17 protein-coding genes are annotated in these 18,941 nt (G+C 69.3%); 5 read left to right on the top strand and 12 right to left on the bottom strand.

Translation table 11 applies throughout. The features are described from left to right. The first annotated feature begins 8 nt into the window (after positions 1-8). Genes U9J41_RS26725 through U9J41_RS26715 form a run of 3 tightly spaced genes read left to right on the top strand, consistent with a single transcriptional unit; the run spans position 9 to position 3,198 of the window. The gene (locus tag U9J41_RS26725; protein ID WP_322405215.1) at positions 9-1,166 is read left to right on the top strand and encodes an alpha-hydroxy acid oxidase; all 1,158 of its coding nucleotides are present in this window, start codon (positions 9-11) and stop codon (positions 1,164-1,166) included. After that, positions 1,166-2,341, top strand: a complete 1,176-nt coding sequence (locus U9J41_RS26720) for a family 1 glycosylhydrolase (RefSeq protein ID WP_322405214.1) — start codon at positions 1,166-1,168, stop codon at positions 2,339-2,341. Before U9J41_RS26725 ends, U9J41_RS26720 begins: the two co-directional genes overlap by 1 nt. 56 nt (positions 2,342-2,397) lie before the next feature. Next, a complete protein-coding gene (locus U9J41_RS26715) occupies positions 2,398-3,198 on the top strand; it encodes a YdcF family protein (RefSeq protein ID WP_322405213.1) in 801 nt (266 codons plus the stop codon). Between the two features lie 52 nt (positions 3,199-3,250). Here the strand turns inward: U9J41_RS26715 and U9J41_RS26710 are convergent, their stop codons facing one another. Genes U9J41_RS26710 through U9J41_RS26655 form a run of 12 tightly spaced genes read right to left on the bottom strand, consistent with a single transcriptional unit; the run spans position 3,251 to position 15,043 of the window. After that, a complete protein-coding gene (locus U9J41_RS26710) occupies positions 3,251-3,577 on the bottom strand; it encodes a cytochrome C oxidase subunit IV family protein (protein ID WP_322405212.1) in 327 nt (108 codons plus the stop codon). 1 nt (position 3,578) lies between these two features. Next, positions 3,579-4,262 (bottom strand): cytochrome c oxidase subunit 3, encoded by a 684-nt coding sequence (locus U9J41_RS26705; RefSeq protein WP_322405211.1) that lies wholly within the window; start codon positions 4,260-4,262, stop codon positions 3,579-3,581. Further along, positions 4,259-5,905, bottom strand: coding sequence for a cytochrome c oxidase subunit I (gene ctaD / locus U9J41_RS26700; RefSeq protein ID WP_322405210.1), 1,647 nt, complete (start codon positions 5,903-5,905; stop codon positions 4,259-4,261). The genes U9J41_RS26705 and ctaD overlap by 4 nt, the downstream gene beginning before the upstream one ends. Next, positions 5,880-6,830, bottom strand: a complete 951-nt coding sequence (coxB, locus tag U9J41_RS26695; RefSeq protein WP_322405209.1) for a cytochrome c oxidase subunit II — start codon at positions 6,828-6,830, stop codon at positions 5,880-5,882. The genes ctaD and coxB overlap by 26 nt, the downstream gene beginning before the upstream one ends. Further along, positions 6,827-7,603: an SCO family protein gene (locus U9J41_RS26690; protein ID WP_322405208.1), complete on the bottom strand. Its 777-nt coding sequence runs from the start codon at positions 7,601-7,603 to the stop codon at positions 6,827-6,829. The genes coxB and U9J41_RS26690 overlap by 4 nt, the downstream gene beginning before the upstream one ends. Then, the gene (locus tag U9J41_RS26685) at positions 7,600-8,010 is read right to left on the bottom strand and encodes a hypothetical protein (RefSeq protein ID WP_322405207.1); all 411 of its coding nucleotides are present in this window, start codon (positions 8,008-8,010) and stop codon (positions 7,600-7,602) included. The genes U9J41_RS26690 and U9J41_RS26685 overlap by 4 nt, the downstream gene beginning before the upstream one ends. After that, positions 8,003-9,040 carry a hypothetical protein gene (locus U9J41_RS26680; protein ID WP_322405206.1) on the bottom strand — a complete coding sequence of 346 codons (1,038 nt, stop codon included), beginning with the start codon at positions 9,038-9,040 and terminating at the stop codon, positions 8,003-8,005. The genes U9J41_RS26685 and U9J41_RS26680 overlap by 8 nt, the downstream gene beginning before the upstream one ends. Beyond that, positions 9,037-9,633 carry a c-type cytochrome gene (locus U9J41_RS26675; RefSeq protein ID WP_322405205.1) on the bottom strand — a complete coding sequence of 199 codons (597 nt, stop codon included), beginning with the start codon at positions 9,631-9,633 and terminating at the stop codon, positions 9,037-9,039. The genes U9J41_RS26680 and U9J41_RS26675 overlap by 4 nt, the downstream gene beginning before the upstream one ends. Next, a complete protein-coding gene (locus tag U9J41_RS26670) occupies positions 9,630-10,166 on the bottom strand; it encodes a DUF3341 domain-containing protein (protein WP_322405204.1) in 537 nt (178 codons plus the stop codon). The genes U9J41_RS26675 and U9J41_RS26670 overlap by 4 nt, the downstream gene beginning before the upstream one ends. Continuing rightward, positions 10,163-11,560, bottom strand: a complete 1,398-nt coding sequence (gene nrfD / locus U9J41_RS26665) for an NrfD/PsrC family molybdoenzyme membrane anchor subunit (RefSeq protein ID WP_322405203.1) — start codon at positions 11,558-11,560, stop codon at positions 10,163-10,165. The genes U9J41_RS26670 and nrfD overlap by 4 nt, the downstream gene beginning before the upstream one ends. After that, entirely contained in the window at positions 11,557-14,382 is a 2,826-nt protein-coding gene (locus U9J41_RS26660; RefSeq protein ID WP_322405202.1) for a 4Fe-4S dicluster domain-containing protein, read from the bottom strand. Before U9J41_RS26660 ends, nrfD begins: the two co-directional genes overlap by 4 nt. A gap of 10 nt (positions 14,383-14,392) precedes the next feature. Then, complete coding sequence (locus U9J41_RS26655; RefSeq protein ID WP_322405201.1) at positions 14,393-15,043, bottom strand: cytochrome c3 family protein; 651 nt, start codon at positions 15,041-15,043, stop codon at positions 14,393-14,395. 226 nt (positions 15,044-15,269) lie between these two features. On the opposite strand from U9J41_RS26655, the gene U9J41_RS26650 reads away from it, so the two are divergent. Both U9J41_RS26650 and U9J41_RS26645 read left to right on the top strand, forming a co-directional pair. Further along, positions 15,270-16,871 (top strand): methyl-accepting chemotaxis protein, encoded by a 1,602-nt coding sequence (locus tag U9J41_RS26650; RefSeq protein WP_322405200.1) that lies wholly within the window; start codon positions 15,270-15,272, stop codon positions 16,869-16,871. A 427-nt stretch (positions 16,872-17,298) separates the two neighbouring features. Then, positions 17,299-18,941: sodium:solute symporter family transporter (locus tag U9J41_RS26645; RefSeq protein WP_322405199.1), on the top strand; the 1,643-nt coding region annotated here is incomplete at its 3' end.

The raw sequence follows: 18,941 nt of genomic DNA, 5'->3' as shown, positions 1-18,941 counted from the left end.
ACGACAGCATGAGCAAGGTAGCCAGCATCTTCGACCTCGAATGCCTCGCGCGGGAACGCCTGCCCGGCGTCGTGTTCGACTACATCCACGGCGGCAGCGAACAGCAGCTGACCGTCCAGCGCAACCTCGACGACATGCGCGCACTGGCGCTGCGCCAGCACAGCCTGCGCGACGTCTCGCACCGCGACATGGCCGTCACGATGGTGGGCGACCGCGCCCGCATCCCGCTGGCCCTCGGCCCGACGGGCCTCGCGGGCCTCACCTGGGCCAACGGCGAATGCGAGGCGGCGCGCGCGGCCGTGGACTTCGGCGTGCCGTTCTGCCTGTCGACGTGCTCCATCAATTCCATCGAGGACGTGGCGGAGGCGATCCATCAGCCGTTCTGGTTCCAGCTGTACCTCATGAAGGACCACAAGGTCAACGAAAGCCTGATGCGGCGCGCCCACGACGCCGACTGCTCCGCGCTCGTGCTGACCATCGACCTGCACACCCAGGGCAAGCGCTGGGCCGACGAAAAGCACGGCCTGGCCGTGCCGCCGCGCCTGACGCCGTCGAACATCATGCAGATGGTGGGCCACCCGCGCTGGCTCGCGAACATGGCGGGCAGCAAGCGCCACACGTTCGGCAATTTCGAGCACGAGATCAAGGAAGCCGGCTCGATCGGCTCGCTGTCGAAGTGGATCGAGGAACAGTTCGACGCCTCGTTCGACGTGAACACGGCGCGCTGGGTGCGCGACAAGTGGCAGCGCAAGCTGATCCTGAAGGGCGTGATGAACCCGGACGATGCGCGGACCGCCATCGACATCGGCGCCGACGCCATCATCGTCTCGAACCACGGCGGGCGCCAGCTGGACGGCGCGCCGTCGTCGATCTCGGTGCTGCCGGAAATCGTCGACGCCGTCGGCGACCGCATCGAAGTGCTGTTCGACGGCGGCATCCGCACCGGCGGCGACATCGTCAAGGCGATCGGCCTCGGCGCCCACGCCTGCCTGTCCGGCCGCGCGTGGCTGTACGGCCTCGCCGCGCGCGGCCGCGAAGGCGTCACGTGCGCCCTCACGCTGCTGGAACAGGAACTGCAGGACTGCATGCTGCTGACGGGCCTCGACAACCTGCACAAGATCGATCCCGGCGTCGTCACCGCGCAGCCGCCGCTGGGGAGGCGCTGATGCTGCCTTTCATGTTCGCCACCGGGATCGAGAGCAGTTCCCCGACCATCGGCGACGGCCGCATCCGGCGCGACCAGATGGAGGAATGCGGCCATTACCGCCAGTGGAAGAAGGACCTCGAACTCGTGGCGCAGCTGGGCATCCGCACCTTGCGCTATGGCGTGCCGCTGCACCGGACGTGGCTGGCGCCGGACCGCTACGACTGGGAATTCGCCGACCAGGCCTTCGGCGAAATGCGCCGCCTCGGCATCGCCCCGATCGCGGACCTGTGCCATTTCGGCGTGCCGGACTGGATCGGCAATTTCCAGAACCCCGATTTCCCCACGCTGTTCCAGGGCTACGCCAGGGCGTTCGCCACGCGCTACCCGTGGATCGGCCTGTACACGCCCGTCAACGAAATGTACGTGTGCGCCAAGTTCTCCGCCCTGTTCGGCTGGTGGAACGAGCAGGCGCGCGACCAGCGTTCGTACGTGACCGCGCTGAAGCACCTGGCCAAGGCCAATGTGCTGGGGATGCACGAAATCGTCAAGCTGCGCCCCGACGCCGTGTTCGTGCAAAGCGAGTCGAGCGAATACTTCCATGCGGGCCTGCCCGACGCCGTCGAGGAAGCCGAACGGCGCAACCAGCTGCGCTTCCTGTCGCTCGACTTCAACTACGGCCGCCCCCTCGACCCGATGCAGCGCGACTTCGTGCTGGCCCACGGCATGACGGCGGACGAATGCCGCTTCTTCGAAGAGCACGCGCTGTGCGGCCACTGCGTCCTCGGCAGCGACTACTATATGACGAACGAGCACCAGGTCGATCCGGACGGCGCGACGCACGACGCCGGCGAAACGCTGGGCTACGCGATGATCGCACGCGAGTACGCCGAACGCTACGGCCTGCCGATGATGCACACGGAAACGAACCTCGACCAGGGCAGCCGCGGCGACGAAGCCGTCGACTGGCTGCGCTGCCAGTGGGCCCATGTGCGCAGCCTGATGCGCAGCGGCGTGCCGGTCGTCGGCTTCACGTGGTTTTCGCTGACCGACCAGATCGACTGGAACATCGAGTTGCGCGAGGCGCGCGGCGTCGTCAACCCGCGCGGCCTGTACGACCTGCAGCGCCGCATCCGGCCCGTCGGCACGGCGTACCGCGACCTGATCGCGGCGTGGGAGGGGCGGATCGGGACTTGACGCCACGCCCCGCCTGCGGTCTACTTTGGCCGCCCGCACCTCGACCGCCATCCACGATGCTCAAACCCGTCCTCGACCTGATCAACCTCATTCCGCGCGACCTGATCCTCCCGCCCGCCAGCCTGTTCCTCGTCATCGCCTTCGGCCTGGTGCTGTGGCGCTGGCGGCCGCGCGCCGGGCGCATCGTGGCCGGCACCGGCCTGGCCACGCTGGCCCTCCTGTCCACCACGGCGGGCGCGCGCCTGTTCGTCGCACCGCTCGAACGCCTGACCGCGCCGCTGCAGGCGCCCGAGCGCGCCGGGGCGCAGGCGATCGTCGTGCTGGCCGCCGGGCGGGTGCAGCATGCGCCCGAATACGACAACCTCGACATCCCCGACTACATCACCCTGGCGCGCCTGCGCTACGCCGCGCACCTGCAGCGGCGCACCGGGCTGCCGGTCCTCGTCAGCGGCGGCAACGGCAGCAGCGGCGTCGATCCCGACACGGACGACCGCGCGTGGACGAAGGCGGACGCGATGGCCGCGGCGCTGCGCGACGACTTCGGCGTGCCCGTCAAATGGATCGAGGGCCGCTCGCGCGACACCGCCGAGAACGCGGCCTTCAGCGCCGCGCTGCTGCGCGCGGACGGCATCCAGCGCATCCTGCTCGTGACCGATGCGATGCACATGCCGCGCGCCCGCACCGCGTTCGAGCGCGCGGGGCTCGACGTGGTCAGCGCGCCGACGATGTTCTTCAGCCGCCAGCCCCAGCCGCTGCACGCGTGGGTACCGAGCCCCGAAGGCATGCGCCGCTCCTGGTATGCGCTGTATGAACTGATCGGCATCGCCTGGTACCGGCTGCGCGCCGCCGGCGCCTGACGGGCCGGCGCCGGATGGCGCGGCCGACGCATGATGCCGGCGGCACCGCCCGTCAGCGGCTCCCGAAGCGCGGCGCCACCGTCGCCGGCTGCTGCCACGGCGCCTTGAGTTCCGGGCGCGTCGCGTAATCCGTCAACGACAGGCCGAACAGCAGCGCGAGCGTCACGGCCCCGGCGACGGCCGCGAGCCGCAGCAGCGCGGGCGCGCGCCTGAGGCGCATGAACACGATCGCGACCAGCAGCGCCTTGGTGAGCGCGATCGCGAGGCTGATCGCGGTGTTCAGCCAGCCCAGGCGCAGCAGCGCGCAGCCGGCCGTCGTGGCCAGCAGCGCCATCAACGCGATCCAGGCGAACACGAGGGGGCGGATGGCCTTGTCCACGTCAGCCTCCCGAGCGCGCCGTCAGGTACAGCAACGGGTACAGGAAGATCCAGACCACGTCGACGAAGTGCCAGTACAGGCCCGTGAGTTCCACCGCCTCGTTGCCCGGTCCGCGCGGCGGCGCATGACGCAGGACGACCATCAGCCACACGCAGGCCGATACGCCGATCAGCAGGTGCAGCGCGTGCAGGCCGGTCGCCGCGAAGTACAGCAGGAAGAACAGCTCGATGCCGTGGACGGTGGCGGGATCGGTCGCATCGTCGGGCCGGAAGCCGGCGCCGGGGAACAGGTGCTCGCCGAATTCCTGGTGCCATTCATAACCCTTGATGGCGAGGAAGACGACGCCGAGCAGCGCCGTCAGCGCCAGCAGGCGCGCGGCGCGGCGGCGGCCGCGCATGTCCTTCCCATGTTGCGCGGCGTGGCCGGCGAGCGCCATGCAGAAGCTGCTGGTCAGCAGCACGGCCGTGTTGACGGTCCCCAGCAGCATGTCGGTGTGGCGGCTGGCCATGCCGGTCGCCTGCGGATAGTGCATGCGCAGATACAGGTAGCCGAACAGCAGCGGTCCGAAGAACAGCAGCTCGCTGGACAGGAATACCCACATGCCGAATGAGCGCGCGAAGTCCTGCTGCGCGTGGCTGCCGAATTGCGGTTCGAGGACCGGGGCCGGCGTCTCGTGCGCGCTCATGGCGACTCCGGCGTGTAGGCGTAGGGCTCGCGCACGACGACGGGCGGCGTCGCGAAATTGTGTTCGGGCGGCGGCGAGTCCGTCTGCCATTCGAGGCCCGTCGCGCGCCACGGATTCGCCGGCGCCCGCGCGCCGAAGCGCAGCGACCACGCCAGGTAACCGAGCGGCATGAGGTAGCCGACGGCCAGCGTCACGGCGCCGGCCGACGACAGCACGTGCAACAGCTGGAATTCCGGCGGATACGTGTGATAGCGGCGCGGCATGCCGGCATAGCCCAGCAGGTATTGCGGGAAGAACGTCAGGTTGAAGCCGGCGAAGATGATCAGCGCGGCGACCTTGCCCCAGGTCTCGGAATACATCCGCCCCGTGACCTTGGGCCACCAGAAGTGGATGCCGCCCAGGTAGGCCATCACCGAGCCGCCCACCATGATGTAGTGGAAGTGGGCGACGACGAAATACGTGTCGGACAGGTGCACGTCCAGCGCGAGCGAAGCGAGGAACAGGCCCGTCAGGCCACCGATCGTGAACAGGCCGACGAAGCCGAGCGCGTACAGCATCGGCGCCGAAAACACGATGCTGCCCTTGTACAGCGTGGCCGTCCAGTTGAACACCTTGATCGCGGACGGAATGGCAACGAGGAAGGACAGCAGCGAAAACACCAGCCCCGCATACATCGACTGGCCGCTGACGAACATGTGGTGGCCCCACACGAGGAAGCCGATCACGGCGATGGCGAGGATCGCATAGGTCATGAAGCGGTAGCCGAACACGGGCCGGCGCGCGAAGCACGGGATGATCTCGCTGGCGACGCCCATCGCCGGCAGCACCATGATGTACACGGCCGGGTGCGAGTAGAACCAGAACAGGTGCTGGAACAGCAGCGGGTCGCCGCCGAGCGCGGGGTCGAAGATCCCGACCTGGAACAGGCGCTCGATGGCGACGAGGACGAGCGTCATCGCCAGCACGGGCGTGGCCAGCACGAGGATCAGCGCCGTCGCGTAGTTCGCCCACACGAACAGCGGCAGCCGGAACCAGGTCAGGCCAGGCGCGCGCAGGGTGTGCACGCTGACGATGAAGTTCACGCCCGTGAGGATCGACGAGAACCCGAGCACCAGCACCCCGGACAGCGCCGCCACCACGTGCGAGTTCGAGAACATCGACGAGAACGGCGTGTAGAACGTCCACCCCGTGTCGACGCCGCCGGCCAGCAGCGCCCACAGCACGATCGCGCCCCCGAGCATGTACAGATACCAGCTGGCGAGGTTCAACCGGGGGAAGGCGAGGTCGCGCGCGCCGATCATCAGCGGCATGAGGAAATTCCCGAGCACCGCCGGGATCGACGGGATCAGGAACAGCCACACCATGATGATGCCGTGCGCCGTGAACAGCTTGTTGTACGTGTCGTCGCTGACGAGGTCTCCCGCCGGCGTCGCCAGTTCGAGCCGGATCAGCGCGGCCGCCACGCCGCCGAGGAAGAAGAAGAACGTGATCGAGATCGCGTACAGCACGGCGATGCGCTTGTGGTCGCGCGTCGTCAGCCAGTCGATCAGCCGGTAGCCGCCCTCGAGGTAGCTCGGCGCGTGCCGCTCGTGCGGCTTCGATCCCTCGTCGACGACGCTAGCGTCGTTCTGTGCGCTGGTCATGCGCGCTCTCCCTGATGTATTCGATGATGGCCAGGATGTCCTCCTCGCCGACCTGTCCCGCGAACGACGGCATGATCGGCGCGTAACCCGCGACGACGTCCTTTCCCGGCACCAGGATCGAGTCGCGCACGTACGGCTCGTCCGCCGTCAGCTCGCGCCCGTCCGCCAGGTGCACGCGCCGGCCCAGCAGCCCGGTCAGGTCGGGCGCGTGCACGCTCGACCCCGGATCGTGGCAACCGCTGCAGCCGTAGCGCCGGTACAGTTCATGGCCGCGCGCCGCCATGCCGGGCTGGCGCGGCCCCGCCTCCAGCCATTGGGCGAACGCCGCCGGCTGCATCACGACGACGCGCCCCAGCATCATCGCGTGCTCCGTGCCGCAGTATTCCGCGCAGTACAGCCGGTACTCGCCGGTGCGGCTCGGCGTGAAGACGATCGACGTGTAGCGGCCCGGGACGACGTCCTGCTTGACGCGGAAGTCCGGCACGAAGAAGCTGTGGATCACGTCCTGCGACGTCATGGTCAGGCGCACCGGGCGGCCCAGCGGCAGGTGCAGCTCGCCGATCTCGCGCCGGCCGTTCTTGTGTTCGGCCTCCCACATCCACTGCTTGGCCACGACGAACACGGGCATCGCATTGGGCGGCGCCTGGTACAGCTTGATGTAGTCGACGGCGCCCCACGCATAGATGCCGAGGAACAGGAGCAGCGGGATCACGGTCCACGCGATCTCCACCGGCAGGCCCTTCTTCGGCACATGCGTGCGGTCGGCCTTCGAGCCGGCGCGGTAGCGGATCGAGAAACCGATCATCAGCGCGAGCAGGACCAGCGCGACGGCGCCCGTCAGCAGCAGCAGGCACAGTGCGAGGCTGTCGAGGCGCGCCGCGGAGGCGGCGGCGTCCGCCGGCAGCAGGTGGAAGTCCGTGTTCACGACCGCCCTCCCCGCCGGCGCCACAGCCAGCCGAAGAACAGCAATGGCAGGAGCAGCACGCCGGCGCGGACGGCCGCCAGCGCGCCGCCCGTGTGAAGGCCGGACGCCGGCGCGTAGTGCGCGCACAGCAGCAGCACCTGCTGGCCGAACGACGGCGCCGGTTGCTCACGCGCGGCCGCTTTCACGGCGTCGCGCAGGCCGGCCGGATCGAAGCGCACGCCGGAGAAGCCGCGCGCGATGCGGCCGTCCGCATCCAGCACGACGAAGCCGGCCGCGTGCGCCAGTTCGCCGGTGCGCGGATCGGCGACGGTGCGGTAGCCGATGGCCGCCTGCAGCCGCGCGAGCGTGGCCGCATCGCCCGTCAGCAGGGTGAGATCGGCCGTCCCGCCGGGCAGCAGCGCGGCATACGCGCGCTTCCGCGCCGACGCCGCCGCGGCGCCGTCGCGCGGGTCGACGGACAGGCCGACGAGGCGATAGTCGCCCGCCGCGAGCCCGGACAGCGCGAGCGCCTGCACGACGCCTTCGAACAAGGTGCTGCACAGGTTCGGACACGTGTAATAGCCGGGCACCAGCACGACGGGACGGTCGAACAGCGTGGCCAGCGTGACCTGCCGGCCCGCCTCGTCGCGCAGCACGGCGTCCAGCGGCAGCTTGGCGCCGGGCACGGGATCGAAGCGCGCGGCCGGTGGCGGCGGCAGCGCCAGCGCCCCCGCGGCGGCCGGGCCGCAGGCCAGCAGCAACGCGGCGCACAGGAACGCGGCGACGGACTTCATCGCGCCTCCTTGCCGGGTGCGAGGACGGGCGGCGTCCGGCCCGGGGTCGGCGCCGGCGTGCCCGCGGCCGCGCGGGCGGCCGGCACCGCGGCACCGCCGCCCGCGGCCAGCAGCTTCATCGCCTCGTCCAGCGGAATACGCGCGATGCCGGCCTGGCGGTCGACCCAGCCGTAGCTTCCGGTGACGCGGCGCTTTTCGGCGAAATAATCGACGCGGTCCGGCTGCGGCGCCGGCTGCAGCAGCGGCGCCGCGCCCTGGAACGGATGCGGCGGCGTGTTGGCGGCCGGGCCCCATTCGTGCAGCATCAGGGCGCCCGCGGCGAGCGCGCAGGCGATGCCGCCCACGATGACATACGCGCCGCGGCGCAGGCCGCGCAGGTCGAGGTCGTTGCCGGTGTGGTCAGGCATGCGCGCGCTCCTTTCCGTGACGGGTCAGCGCCATCCACGCCAGCAGCCCGAAGCCGCCGGCGACGAGCGGCGCGAGCCACAGCCAGTGCCGCGTCAGGTGCTGGACCGACGGCAGCACGAGCCACCAGCAATCGAGCAGGTGCGCCGCCAGCAGCGCGCCGGCCAGCACGCCCATCAGCGCGGGCGCGGACTTCGCGTAGCGCGACAGCAGGATGCACAGCGGGCCGGCGAAGTGGCCGGCGACGAGCACCCACGCGACCGCCTGCCAGCCGGGCGCGCCGCGGCGCAGATACCACGAGATTTCGTGCGGCAGGTCGGCCGCCCAGATGATCAGGAATTGCACGTACGCGAGATAGGCCCACGTCAGCACGTACATCATGAGCAGGTTGCCGAGGTCGGGCAGCCGCTTGCGCGCGGCGCCGCGGTCGATCAGCAGCACGGCCAGCGCGAGCCCCGTCAGCATCTGCCCGGTGCCGGCCAGCCAGCCGAACACGCTGGAATACCATTCCGGCTGCAGCGACATGATCCAGTCGACGGCCGCGAGGCTGACCGAGAACCCGTACACGAGCAGGCAGGCCGCGGCGCGCGCCGTCGACCGCGTGCGGGCCCGCGTCTCGACGATCGCGAGGCCGCTCCACAGCAGCAGGTAGGCGACGCTGCGCACCGTGAAGAACACGGGACTGAGCCACGCGTGGCGGAACGCGGCGTCCGGCGCGCCCGTGACGCCGTGCTGCCACGGATACAGCAGCGGCGCGCCGAACAGCAGCGGCAGGAACAGGATGCAGGCGAGCGGCAGCCAGCGCGCCGCGCGCAGCAGCGGGCCGCGGATCGTCTCGCCCCACGCGCCGCCCGTCAGCTGGTGCAGCCACACGTTGGCGAGCCCGCCCAGCAGCGCGCCCGTCACGAACCACCACGCGGCGAGATAGCTGGCCAGCAGCGCGCGCAGGTCGAGGCGCCAGCCGGCCCACGCGGTGATGAGCGCGACGGCGAGCAGCGCCAGCGCCGGCCAGGCGAACGCGCGCGGCTTCACGGCTGGTCTCCCAGGTGCGCGCGCACGTCCGGCGGCAACGCGGCCACCTCGGCATGCTGGCTCAGTTGCAGCGCGCGGATGAAGGCGACGATGGCCCAGCGGTCGGCCGGTTCCACGCGGTCGCCGTACGGCACCATCACGCCGTAGCCGTTCTTGATCACGTCGTAGATGTGGCGGTCGGGCACGTTGCGCAGGCGGTCCTGGTGGTAAGTGGGCGGCGCCGGAAAGCCGCGCCGCACGACGAGGCCGTCGCCGTCGCCGGCCGGGCTGTGGCAGGGCATGCAGTAGATCATGTAGCGGTCCTGGCCGCGCTTCAGCAAGGTCATGTCGACGGGATAGGGGTTCGTCCGCGCCGCCTCGGCCTCGGCGTCGCGCCGCACGAGGTCGACGCCCTGGCGCCCGCCGGAACTGTCGGCGAAGGCGCCGCGGGCGCGCGGCTCCGTGCCCGCGACGGGCGGGCGTACCGATGCGCCGTCGTCGAACAGCGGGCTCGGTGCATAGGTTTTATAACGCGGCTGGTCGTACATGTCCTGCTTCGCGCCTTCGCAGCCCGCGAGCAGGCATGCCGCCACGACGAACACGAGGCGGTTCATGCCGGCACCTCGCGCAGCAGCAGCGGATGCAGTTCCGCGAGCAGGTCGCGCGCCGGGCCCGGCGCGAACACGGGGTCGCGCGCGGGCAGGCACAGGAAGAAGCGGTTGCGGCTCGCGAGCTCGAACTCCTCCACCTCGAACAGCGGGTGATACAGGCGCGGCAGGCCGTTCAGCGCCAGCATCGCGACCGTGGCCGCCAGCGCCGCGCCGAGGATCGTGATCTCGAACGTGGCCGGGATGAACGCGGGCCAGCTGTTCAGCGGCCGCCCGCCGATGTTGATCGGATAGTCGACGACGGCCGCATACCATTGCAGGAAGTACGTGCCCGCGCCGCCGAGTATCCCGCCCAGCAGCGTGACGGGCGCGATCCAGCCCTTCTCCGCGCCGATGATCTCGTCCAGGCCCTCGACGGGGAACGGCGAATAGGCCTCGACCCGGGTCCAGCCCCGCGCCCGCACGTGGCGCGCGGCCGCGCACAGGGCCTCGGCGCTGGGGAATTCGGCCAGCAGGCCGTAGAGCGCGCGTTCGCTCATGCCTCCCCCTTGGCCGATTCGCGCACCAGCTCGCGCATTTCGGCGATCGAGATCGCGGGCAAAAAGCGTACGAAGAGCAGGAACAGCCAGACGAACAGCGCGATGGAACCGAACAGCGTGATCCAGTCCCAGCGCGTCGGATAGAACATCCCCCAGGCGGACGGCAGGTAGTCGCGGTGCAGCGACGTGACGACGATGAGGAAGCGCTCCATCCACATGCCGCAGTTGATGACGAGGCTGAGCACGAACAGCAGCGCGACGCTGTGGCGCACGCGGCGGAACCAGAACAGCTGCGGCACGAGCACGTTACAGGTCAGCATGGCCAGGTACACCGGGCCGTACGGGCCGGCGAAGCGGTTCACCGTCATGTAGCGCTCGTACACGTCGCCGCTGTAGAACGCGGTGAACATCTCCGCCATGTAGCCGTAGCTCACGAGCCAGCTCGTCGCCAGCAGCACCTTGGCGGCGTTGGCGAGATGGCGCTGGGTGATGAAGTCCTGCAGGCCGAACGCGTGGCGCAGCGGGATGGCGAGCGTCAGCACCATCGCGAAGCCGGAGAACAGCGCGCCGGCCACGAAGTAAGGCGGGAAGATGGTCGAGTGGTAGCCGGGCGTGTTCCCGACCGCGAAGTCGAGCGAGACGATCGTGTGCACCGACACGACCAGCGGCGTGGCGAGCCCCGCCAGCAGCAGGTAGGCCCATTCGTAGCGGGCCCAGTGCCGCGCCTCGCCGCGCCAGCCCAGCGCCAGCAGGCCGTACGTGACCTGGGCGGTGCGCTCGCCGCGCTGGCCGGCGCGGTCGCGCAGGGTGGCGAGGTCGGGGATCAGGCCGACGTACCAGAACAGCAGCGACACGGTGAGATAGGTCGCGATGGCGAAGAAGTCCCATACGAGCGGGCTGCGCCACTGCGGCCAGACGTTCATCACGTTCGGGTAAGGCACGAGCCAGTAGAAGAACCACGGCCGGCCCAGGTGCAGGATCGGGAACAGCCCGGCGATGCCCGCCGCGAACAGGGTCATCGCCTCGGCGAAGCGGTTGATCGACGTGCGCCATTTCTGGCGCAGCAGCAGGAGGACGGCGGAGATGAACGTACCCGCATGGCCGATCCCGATCCACCACACGAAATTGCCGATGGCGTAGCCCCAGGCGACGGGCATGTCGACGCCCCAGATGCCGATGCCCTTCACGAGCAGCCAGGTGATGGCGAGCAGCAGCGCGAACACGCCGGCGGACGCGAACAGGAACGCGGTCCACCAGCGCCAGCCGAAATGGTCGGTGAGGACGATGCCCGCGATCTTGTCCGTGACGCTCGCATACCCCCAGCCGGGGCGCAGCACGGCGCTGCCCTTCGAATGCAGGCTGTCCGTGTTGGCGCGCGTGTCGGGGGTGCTCATTCCAGCTCCGGATCGGGATTCAGCACGCGCGTGAGATAGCTCGTGCGCGGCCGCGTGTTGAGCTCTTCCAGCAGGTGGTAGTCGAGCGGCGACGCCTTGGCCGCGACGACGTCGCTGGATGGGTCGTTCAGGTCGCCGAAGCGGATCGCGCGCGTCGGGCACACGGCCTGGCAGGCGGTGACCATCTCGCCGTCGCGGATGCGCCGCCCGGCCTTCTCGGCCTCGATGCGGGCCCGCGTGATCCGCTGCAGGCAGTAGCTGCATTTTTCCATCACGCCGCGCCGGCGCACCGTCACTTCCGGGTTCTGCAGCGCCTTCAGGCTCTCGGCCTTCTGGTTCGAGTATTGCAGGAAGTTGAAGCGCCGGACTTTATATGGGCAGTTGTTGGAACAGAAGCGCGTGCCGATGCAGCGGTTGTAGACCTGCACGTTGAGGCCCTCGCTGTCGTGCATCGTGGCGCCGACGGGGCACACTTCCTCGCACGGCGCATGCTCGCAATGCATGCACGGCACCGGCTGGAACAGGGTGCGCGCGCCGGCCTGGTAGCGGTCGACCCGGATCCAGTGCATGCTGCGGCCCCGTGCCACTTCTTCCTTGCCGACGACGGGGATGTTGTTCTCGGCCTGGCACGCGATCGTGCACGACGCGCAGCCGATGCAGGCGTTCAGGTCGATCGCCATGCCCCATTTATAGCTGTCGTAGTCGCGCTCCGGATACATCGACCCATGTTCCTGCCGCTCGGGTGCGCGCGGCGCGCCGCGCGCGAGCTCGCGCACGCGCACCGGCTCGCGCCCGTGCATGTCGACTTCGCGCTGGCGGAACACCAGGTCGTGCATGCGGCCGGTCGTCTCCAGCGTCAAGGCAAGCGGTGCGGCCAGCGCGGCCCGTGTGCGCAGGCGATACGCGTCGAAGCCGACGCCCTCCCCCACGCCGCCCGCCGCGCGCCGGCCATAGCCCAGCGGCAGCGTGACGACGCCCTCGGCCTGTCCGGCCACGACCAGCACCGGCGCGTCGACCGTGCGGCCGGCCACGCGCAGGCGCGCCACCATGCCGTCGGCGAGGTGCAGGCGCGCCGCCGTGGCCGGGCCGACCAGGGCCGCGTTGTCCCACGTGAGCGACGTCAGGGGCCGCGGCAATTCCTGCAGCCAGGCGTTGTTGGCGAAGGCGCCGCCGTCGACGGCCGGATCGGCTGCGAACAACGCGACGAGCGGGAGCGCAGGTGGCGGCACCGTGGCGGGTGCCGGTGCGTTGGCGGGCGCCGCCGCCGGCGGCATGACCGCGCGCGCGGCCGGCGGCACGACGGGCACCGCCGCGCTGCCGTCGACGATGCCCCGGCGCAGGCTGTCGCGCCAGGCGGCGTCGCCGTCCGGCCAGGAGGCGCGCACGAGCGCGTGGCCGTCGCGGGTCTCGGCGCCCGCCAGCAGCGCGAGGATCTCGTGCGCGGAGCGGCCGCCGTACAGCGGTGCGATCAGCGGCTGCACGATGCTCGCCGTGCCGTCGTGCGCGCGGGCGTCGCTCCACGCCTCGTAGCAATGCGCCATCGACAGGTGCCAGCCGGCCGCGCGCGCCGTCTCGTCGCGGTACAGGCCCAGGTGGGCGCTGAGCGGCACGCGCGCCAGCAGCGCGGCGAAATCGAGGTCGGCCGGCGCGTCGTAGGCGGGGTTCGCGTCCAGCATCAACAAGGTGTCGACGCGGCCGGCGCGCATGTCGCCGGCCAGCGCGGCGATCGATGCGCCGTGGTCCAGCGGGCTGCGTTCGACGGGTTCGATGAAGGCCAGCGGGCCGTCCGCGCCGCCGTTCAGGTGCCGGGTCAGCGCGTACGCCAGCGCGCGCCCGGCCGGGCTCACGGCCGGGCCGGCGACGACGAGTGCCCGGCCGCGGGCGCCGTCCAGCGCATGCGCGACCGCCGCCTCCCAGCGCTCCAGCGCCGGGTCGGTGGCATGGCCGGTGTCCGGCGCGGCCCCCAGGCGCGCGGCGATGCGCCACAGCGCGGCCTCGATCTCGTGCGGCGCCCGCGCCAGACGCGCGTCGGCATAGGCGCCGGTGAGGGTCGGCGTCGCTTCCAGTACGTACAGGCGATTGGCGCCGGCGTTCGCGCCCAGGCGGCGCGGCGCCGTGAACGCCCGCGCGTGGGCCAGGCTGCCGGGCATGGTCCCGAACAGGTCGGCGTCGAGCGCCAGCACGACGCTTGCCTCGTCCAGGCGGTACACGGCATCGAGGGGACGGCCGAACGCCAGTTGCGCGGCCTGCGCGGCGCCGTCGTCGTGCAGCGGGTCCCACGCATGCCAGCGCGCGTTCGGCAGGCGCTTTTGCAGGGCCGCCAGCTGGCTCGCCAGCGTCGGCGACGTGACGGTGCCGGTCAGGATGCGCAGCCCGGCGCCGCCGTCCTGTTCGAAGCGGGGCCGGCGCGCCTGCAGCGCGGCCTCGAACGCGCCCCACGTCGCCATCTCGTCGCCATGGAACACGGCCTGCGAGCGGTCCGGGTCCCACAGTTGCAGGATCGAGGCCTGCGCGAATACGTCGGTCGTCCCGGCGCTCACCGGATGGTCGGGATTGCCCTCGACCTTCGTCGGCCGCCCCATGTTCGATTCCACGAGCACGCCGTGCGCGAGCCCGTGCCGCACGAAGGCGGTCGCGTAGAACATGGGCAGGCCCGGCACGCCCTGCTCCGGCATCGTCACGTACGGCACGATGGGCTCGGCCGGCGGCCCGCTGCAGCCGGCGCCGGCCAGCGCCGCCGACGCGGCCATCAGCTTCAGGAAACGGCGCCGCGACGGCTCGTCCTGGGCGATGGGGATGATGGGATGGTCGTGCTTCGTCATGGTCGGCAACCTAGCGGTGACAGGTCGAGCAATTGGTCAGCGCCTGGGCGTCGCGCAGCCGGTACAGGCGGTTCAGCTGGCGGATCTCGTCCGGACTCAAAGGCTTTTCCGGCGCCATCGACAGCACCTGGTTCAGCGGCCGCACGTGGTGCGGCGCATCGCGGTGGCAGCGCAGGCACCACTGCATTTCCAGCGACGCGGTACGCCACGTGATCGGCATCTGGTCCACGCGGCCATGGCATTCGATGCAGGCAACGCCCTTGGCCACGTGGATATCGTGTTCGAAATAGACGAAGTCCGGCAGGTCGTGCACGCGGACCCAGTGGATCGGCTTGCCCGTGCGCGCGCTGTCGTGCAGGGGGGCCAGCGCGGGCGAGTCGAGGAACAGCTGGGAGTGGCAACTGAGGCAGACCGACGTCGACGGCATGCCGGCCGTGGCCGAGTTTTCCACCGCCGTGTGGCAGTAGCGGCAATCGATGCCGTCGTCGGACACGTGGTGCTTGTGGCTGAAGGCGATGGGCTGGGCGACGGGTGCATACGTCATGTTACGGGGTGTCATTGTCCAGCGAGCCAGCGCGATCCAGGCCGCAAGCCCGACCAGCAGCCCGAGCAGGATCAGCTTGACGAACAGGACCGCGGGACGTGAAAACGGTGGCGCCATCGATGGGTTGTACGTGTGAAGTTACGGAACAACGAGCCGAGTATAGGCTGTCATTCATGCAACCTCGCGCACGTTACCGCCGGGCAGCACACATTTGTCACAATTTAGTTTCGATTTAGAACGTAAATACTGCGCCAGGACATGACGCGCGGATGGAATGTCGGTTATCATAATTGACTTTAGGAAACATTCCTTTTCCCTTAACTCTCACGAATACACATTCCCGATGAACTGGTTCAACCGACTCCGCCTGGCGAGCAAGCTGGGCATCACTTTCGCCGCCGTCCTCGCCCTGACCGTGCTGGTCGGCGTCTTCTCCATCCACCAGCTGGCCAAGGTCAACGAGACGTCGCTGCGGCTGTCCGGGCACTGGATGCCGGGCATCCGCGTCATCGAAGACATCAAGTCCCAGATCGCCCGCATCCGCACACGCGAGCTGCAATACATCATCTCCAGCGACGCGTCCGAGATGGACAAGTACGACAAGGTGATCGCGCAAGACCTCGTCGACCTGAAAGCCATGCAGGACGACTACGTCAAACTGCTCGAATCGCCGGAAGAAAAACAGGGGTACGCGGAATTCCTCGACATGTGGCAGCGCTACATGGCGGAAGACGCCAAGGTGCGCGCCGCCGCACGCGAGAACGACGACGCGCTGGCCAAGACACTGATCCGCGGCGAATCGAACAAGCTGATCGTCGCCCTGCGCAAGAACGTCGACAAGGCCGTCGACATGTATACGGAAGGCGGGCGCGCGGCCGCCCGCGACGGTTCGCAGCGCTACGCGGAATCGCGCGTGCTGATCATCGCCCTCCTCTGCGGCAGCGTGCTGCTGGGCGCCGCCGGCGCCGCGCTGCTCACGCGCTGGCTGATGCGCCGCCTGGGCGGCGAGCCGGATTACGCGACCGAGATCGTCAAGCACATCGCGGCCGGCGACCTGTCGATGGAAGTCGAGACGCGCCCCGGCGACGACGCCAGCCTGCTCGCCGCCATGAAGTCGATGCAGGCCAACCTGGCCCACATCGTCGGCAACGTGCGCGCCGCCACCGGCACCATCTCCAGCGCCTCCACGCAGATCGCGGCCGGCAATATGGACCTGTCGTCGCGCACCGAGCAGCAGGCCAGCGCGCTGCAGCAGACGGCCGCCTCGATGGAAGAGCTGACGACGACCGTCCGCAACAACGCCGAACACGCGCAGCAGGCCAATGCCCTCGCCGATACGGCGGCCGGCGTCGCCCAGCAGGGCAGCACCGCGGTGGCGCGCGTCGTCGACACCATGGGCTCGATCCACGCGTCGTCGCAGAAGATCGTCGACATCATCGCGGTCATCGACGGCATCGCGTTCCAGACCAATATCCTGGCGCTGAACGCGGCCGTGGAAGCGGCGCGCGCCGGTGAGCAGGGCCGCGGCTTCGCGGTCGTGGCGGGCGAAGTACGGACACTCGCCCAGCGTTCGGCGGCGGCGGCCAAGGAAATCAAGGAATTGATCGGCGCCTCGGTCCAGCAGGTCGAAAGCGGCGCCGGCCTCGTGTCGGAAGCCGGCGCCACCATGCGCGAAGTGCTGCAGACCGTGCAGCGGATGCACGAGCTGATGGTCGAGATCAGCCACGCCGGCCGCGAACAGAGCGCCGGCATCCAGCAGGTCAACCAGGCCATCTCGCAGATGGACACCGTCACGCAGCAGAACGCCGGCCTCGTCGAAGAAGCCGCGACGGCCGCCCACAGCCTGCACGAGCAGGCCGAGGCGCTCGACCACCTGGTCAGCGTGTTCAAGCTCGACGCGCGCGCGCGCCGCGCGTCCGGCGGCCGGGCCCTCGTCGTCGCCTGACCGTTTCCTCCGCACGGCGCCGGCCTGGCGCCGTGCATCCGCGGTCTCCGCGTCCGTTTCTGTTCCAAAGCCAGTGCCGATGACACCACGTTGGGTGGACGGCCCCCGCCCACGCGGACGTTATCGCGATGCGCGCGTCCACACAACGTGCTCTGCCCCACAACTTGCGTCCGCCGCGACGCGTGCGTCACGCGTGGGTACGGGGTGCCCACCCGACCATGTTTGCGCAAACAAAAAGTGTTATAAAACTACGCAAAAAGCATATTTTGGAATGGCATTTCTTCGGCGTTTCCGATAATCTCTTGTAAATTGGAAGCTCGACGACGGTATGACCGGCAGCCACGAGGGCATGTCGGCGTCGGCGGACGATATAACAACCAGCGGATGGCGCCTCGTTCGAGCGCCGCCTGTCATACGAGACAATCTCATGAACCTGATCTCCCGCCTAGACATCATTGTCTTCCTGTTCTACTTCGTCGTCGTCGCCGGCTACGGCCTGTGGGTCTACCGCCGCAAGAAGAGCGCGAACACGTCCGCCTCGCACGACTACTTCCTGGCCGAAGGCTCGCTCACCTGGTGGGCCATCGGCGCGTCGCTGATCGCGTCCAACATCTCCGCCGAGCAGTTCATCGGCATGAGCGGTTCGGGCTTCCGCATCGGCATGGCCATCGCCGTGTACGAACTGATGGCCGCCGCCACGCTGGTCATCGTCGCCGTGTTCTTCATGCCGGTCTACCTCAAGAACCGCATCTACACGATGCCCCAGTTCCTCGAACAGCGCTACGGCAAGGCCGTCGCCACGACGATGGCGCTGTTCTGGCTCGGCCTGTACGTCGTCGTCAACCTGACCTCGATCCTGTACCTGGGCGCGCTCGCGATCGGCAGCGTCACCGGCGTCGGCGTGCTGCCCTGCATGCTGTTCCTCGCCGTCTTCGCCGCCATCATCACGCTGGGCGGCATGAAGGTCATCGGCTACACGGACGTGATCCAGGTGACCTGCCTCGTCATCGGCGGCCTCGTGACCACGTGGCTGGCGCTGGACCTCGTCGCCAAGCTGGGCCAGGGCCACGGCGCGCTGCAGGGCTTCTCGACCTTGTACAACACGACCCGCGACCACTTCGAAATGGTGCTGGGCCGCGACAACAAGAACTACATGGACCTGCCGGGCCTGTCGACGCTGATCGGCGGCATGTGGATCGTCAACCTGAACTACTGGGGCTGCAACCAGTACATCACGCAGCGCGCCCTCGGCGCCGACCTGCCGACCGCGCGCAAGGGCCTGCTGTTCGCGGCATTCCTGAAACTGGTGATGCCGATGATCGTCGTCATGCCGGGCATCGCCGCGTTCGCGCTGGACCGTGCCGGCGTGCTGGGCGACGCCATGCGCGTCGGCGGCGAGCTGAATCCGGACCGCGCCTACCCGACCCTGCTGGCGATGCTCCCGTCGGGCATCAAGGGCATCGCGTTCGCCGCGCTGACGGCCGCCGTCGTCGCATCGCTGGCCGGCAAGGCCAACTCGATCGCCACCATCTTCACGCTCGACATCTACCAGAAGCGCCTGCACCCGAACGTCAGCGAACAGAAGATGGTGTGGATCGGCCGCATGACCGTCATCGTGTCGATGCTGCTGGCCATCGTGATCGCGCCGCTGATGGGCATCGACAAGAAGGGTGGCTTCCAGTACATCCAGGAATACACGGGCTTCGTCTCGCCGGGCATCCTGGCCATGTTCCTGCTGGGCTTCTTCTGGAAAAAGACAACGGCGGACGCGGCGATGTTCGCGACCGTCGGCGGCCTGGTGTTCTCGATCATCCTGAAGTTCCTGCCGACGATGATGGACCTGCACTTCCTCGCGCCGATCGGCTTCGCCCACGACAACGGCAGCGGTGTCTACGAGATCCCGTTCCTGGACCGCATGTTCATCGTGTTCTGGCTCGTCGTGGCCGGCATGGTGCTGCTCAGCACCGTATTCGCCCGCGGCAAAGTGAAAGCGCTGATCGTCGACACCAAGCTGTTCAAGGTCGACGGCGCATTCGCCCTCGGCTCGGCCGTCATCTGCGTGGTGCTGGC

This window comes from Massilia luteola (assembly GCF_034420155.1).
Classification (GTDB): domain Bacteria; phylum Pseudomonadota; class Gammaproteobacteria; order Burkholderiales; family Burkholderiaceae_D; genus Telluria; species Telluria luteola.
Note: the sequence above shows the minus strand (reverse complement) of the source record. Positions and strands in the feature narration are given on the sequence as shown.

Excerpts from the sequence above, each read along its gene's own strand:
- U9J41_RS26725 (WP_322405215.1), top strand. The coding sequence starts at position 9 with ATGAGCAAGGTAGCCAGCATCTTCGACCTCGAATGCCTCGCGCGGGAA.
- U9J41_RS26720 (WP_322405214.1), top strand. The coding sequence starts at position 1,166 with ATGCTGCCTTTCATGTTCGCCACCGGGATCGAGAGCAGTTCCCCGACC.
- U9J41_RS26715 (WP_322405213.1), top strand. The coding sequence starts at position 2,398 with ATGCTCAAACCCGTCCTCGACCTGATCAACCTCATTCCGCGCGACCTG.
- U9J41_RS26705 (WP_322405211.1), bottom strand. The coding sequence starts at position 4,262 with ATGAGCGCGCACGAGACGCCGGCCCCGGTCCTCGAACCGCAATTCGGC.
- ctaD (WP_322405210.1), bottom strand. The coding sequence starts at position 5,905 with ATGACCAGCGCACAGAACGACGCTAGCGTCGTCGACGAGGGATCGAAG.
- U9J41_RS26690 (WP_322405208.1), bottom strand. The coding sequence starts at position 7,603 with ATGAAGTCCGTCGCCGCGTTCCTGTGCGCCGCGTTGCTGCTGGCCTGC.
- U9J41_RS26685 (WP_322405207.1), bottom strand. The coding sequence starts at position 8,010 with ATGCCTGACCACACCGGCAACGACCTCGACCTGCGCGGCCTGCGCCGC.
- U9J41_RS26675 (WP_322405205.1), bottom strand. The coding sequence starts at position 9,633 with ATGAACCGCCTCGTGTTCGTCGTGGCGGCATGCCTGCTCGCGGGCTGC.
- U9J41_RS26670 (WP_322405204.1), bottom strand. The coding sequence starts at position 10,166 with ATGAGCGAACGCGCGCTCTACGGCCTGCTGGCCGAATTCCCCAGCGCC.
- nrfD (WP_322405203.1), bottom strand. The coding sequence starts at position 11,560 with ATGAGCACCCCCGACACGCGCGCCAACACGGACAGCCTGCATTCGAAG.
- U9J41_RS26660 (WP_322405202.1), bottom strand. The coding sequence starts at position 14,382 with ATGACGAAGCACGACCATCCCATCATCCCCATCGCCCAGGACGAGCCG.
- U9J41_RS26655 (WP_322405201.1), bottom strand. The coding sequence starts at position 15,043 with ATGGCGCCACCGTTTTCACGTCCCGCGGTCCTGTTCGTCAAGCTGATC.
- U9J41_RS26650 (WP_322405200.1), top strand. The coding sequence starts at position 15,270 with ATGAACTGGTTCAACCGACTCCGCCTGGCGAGCAAGCTGGGCATCACT.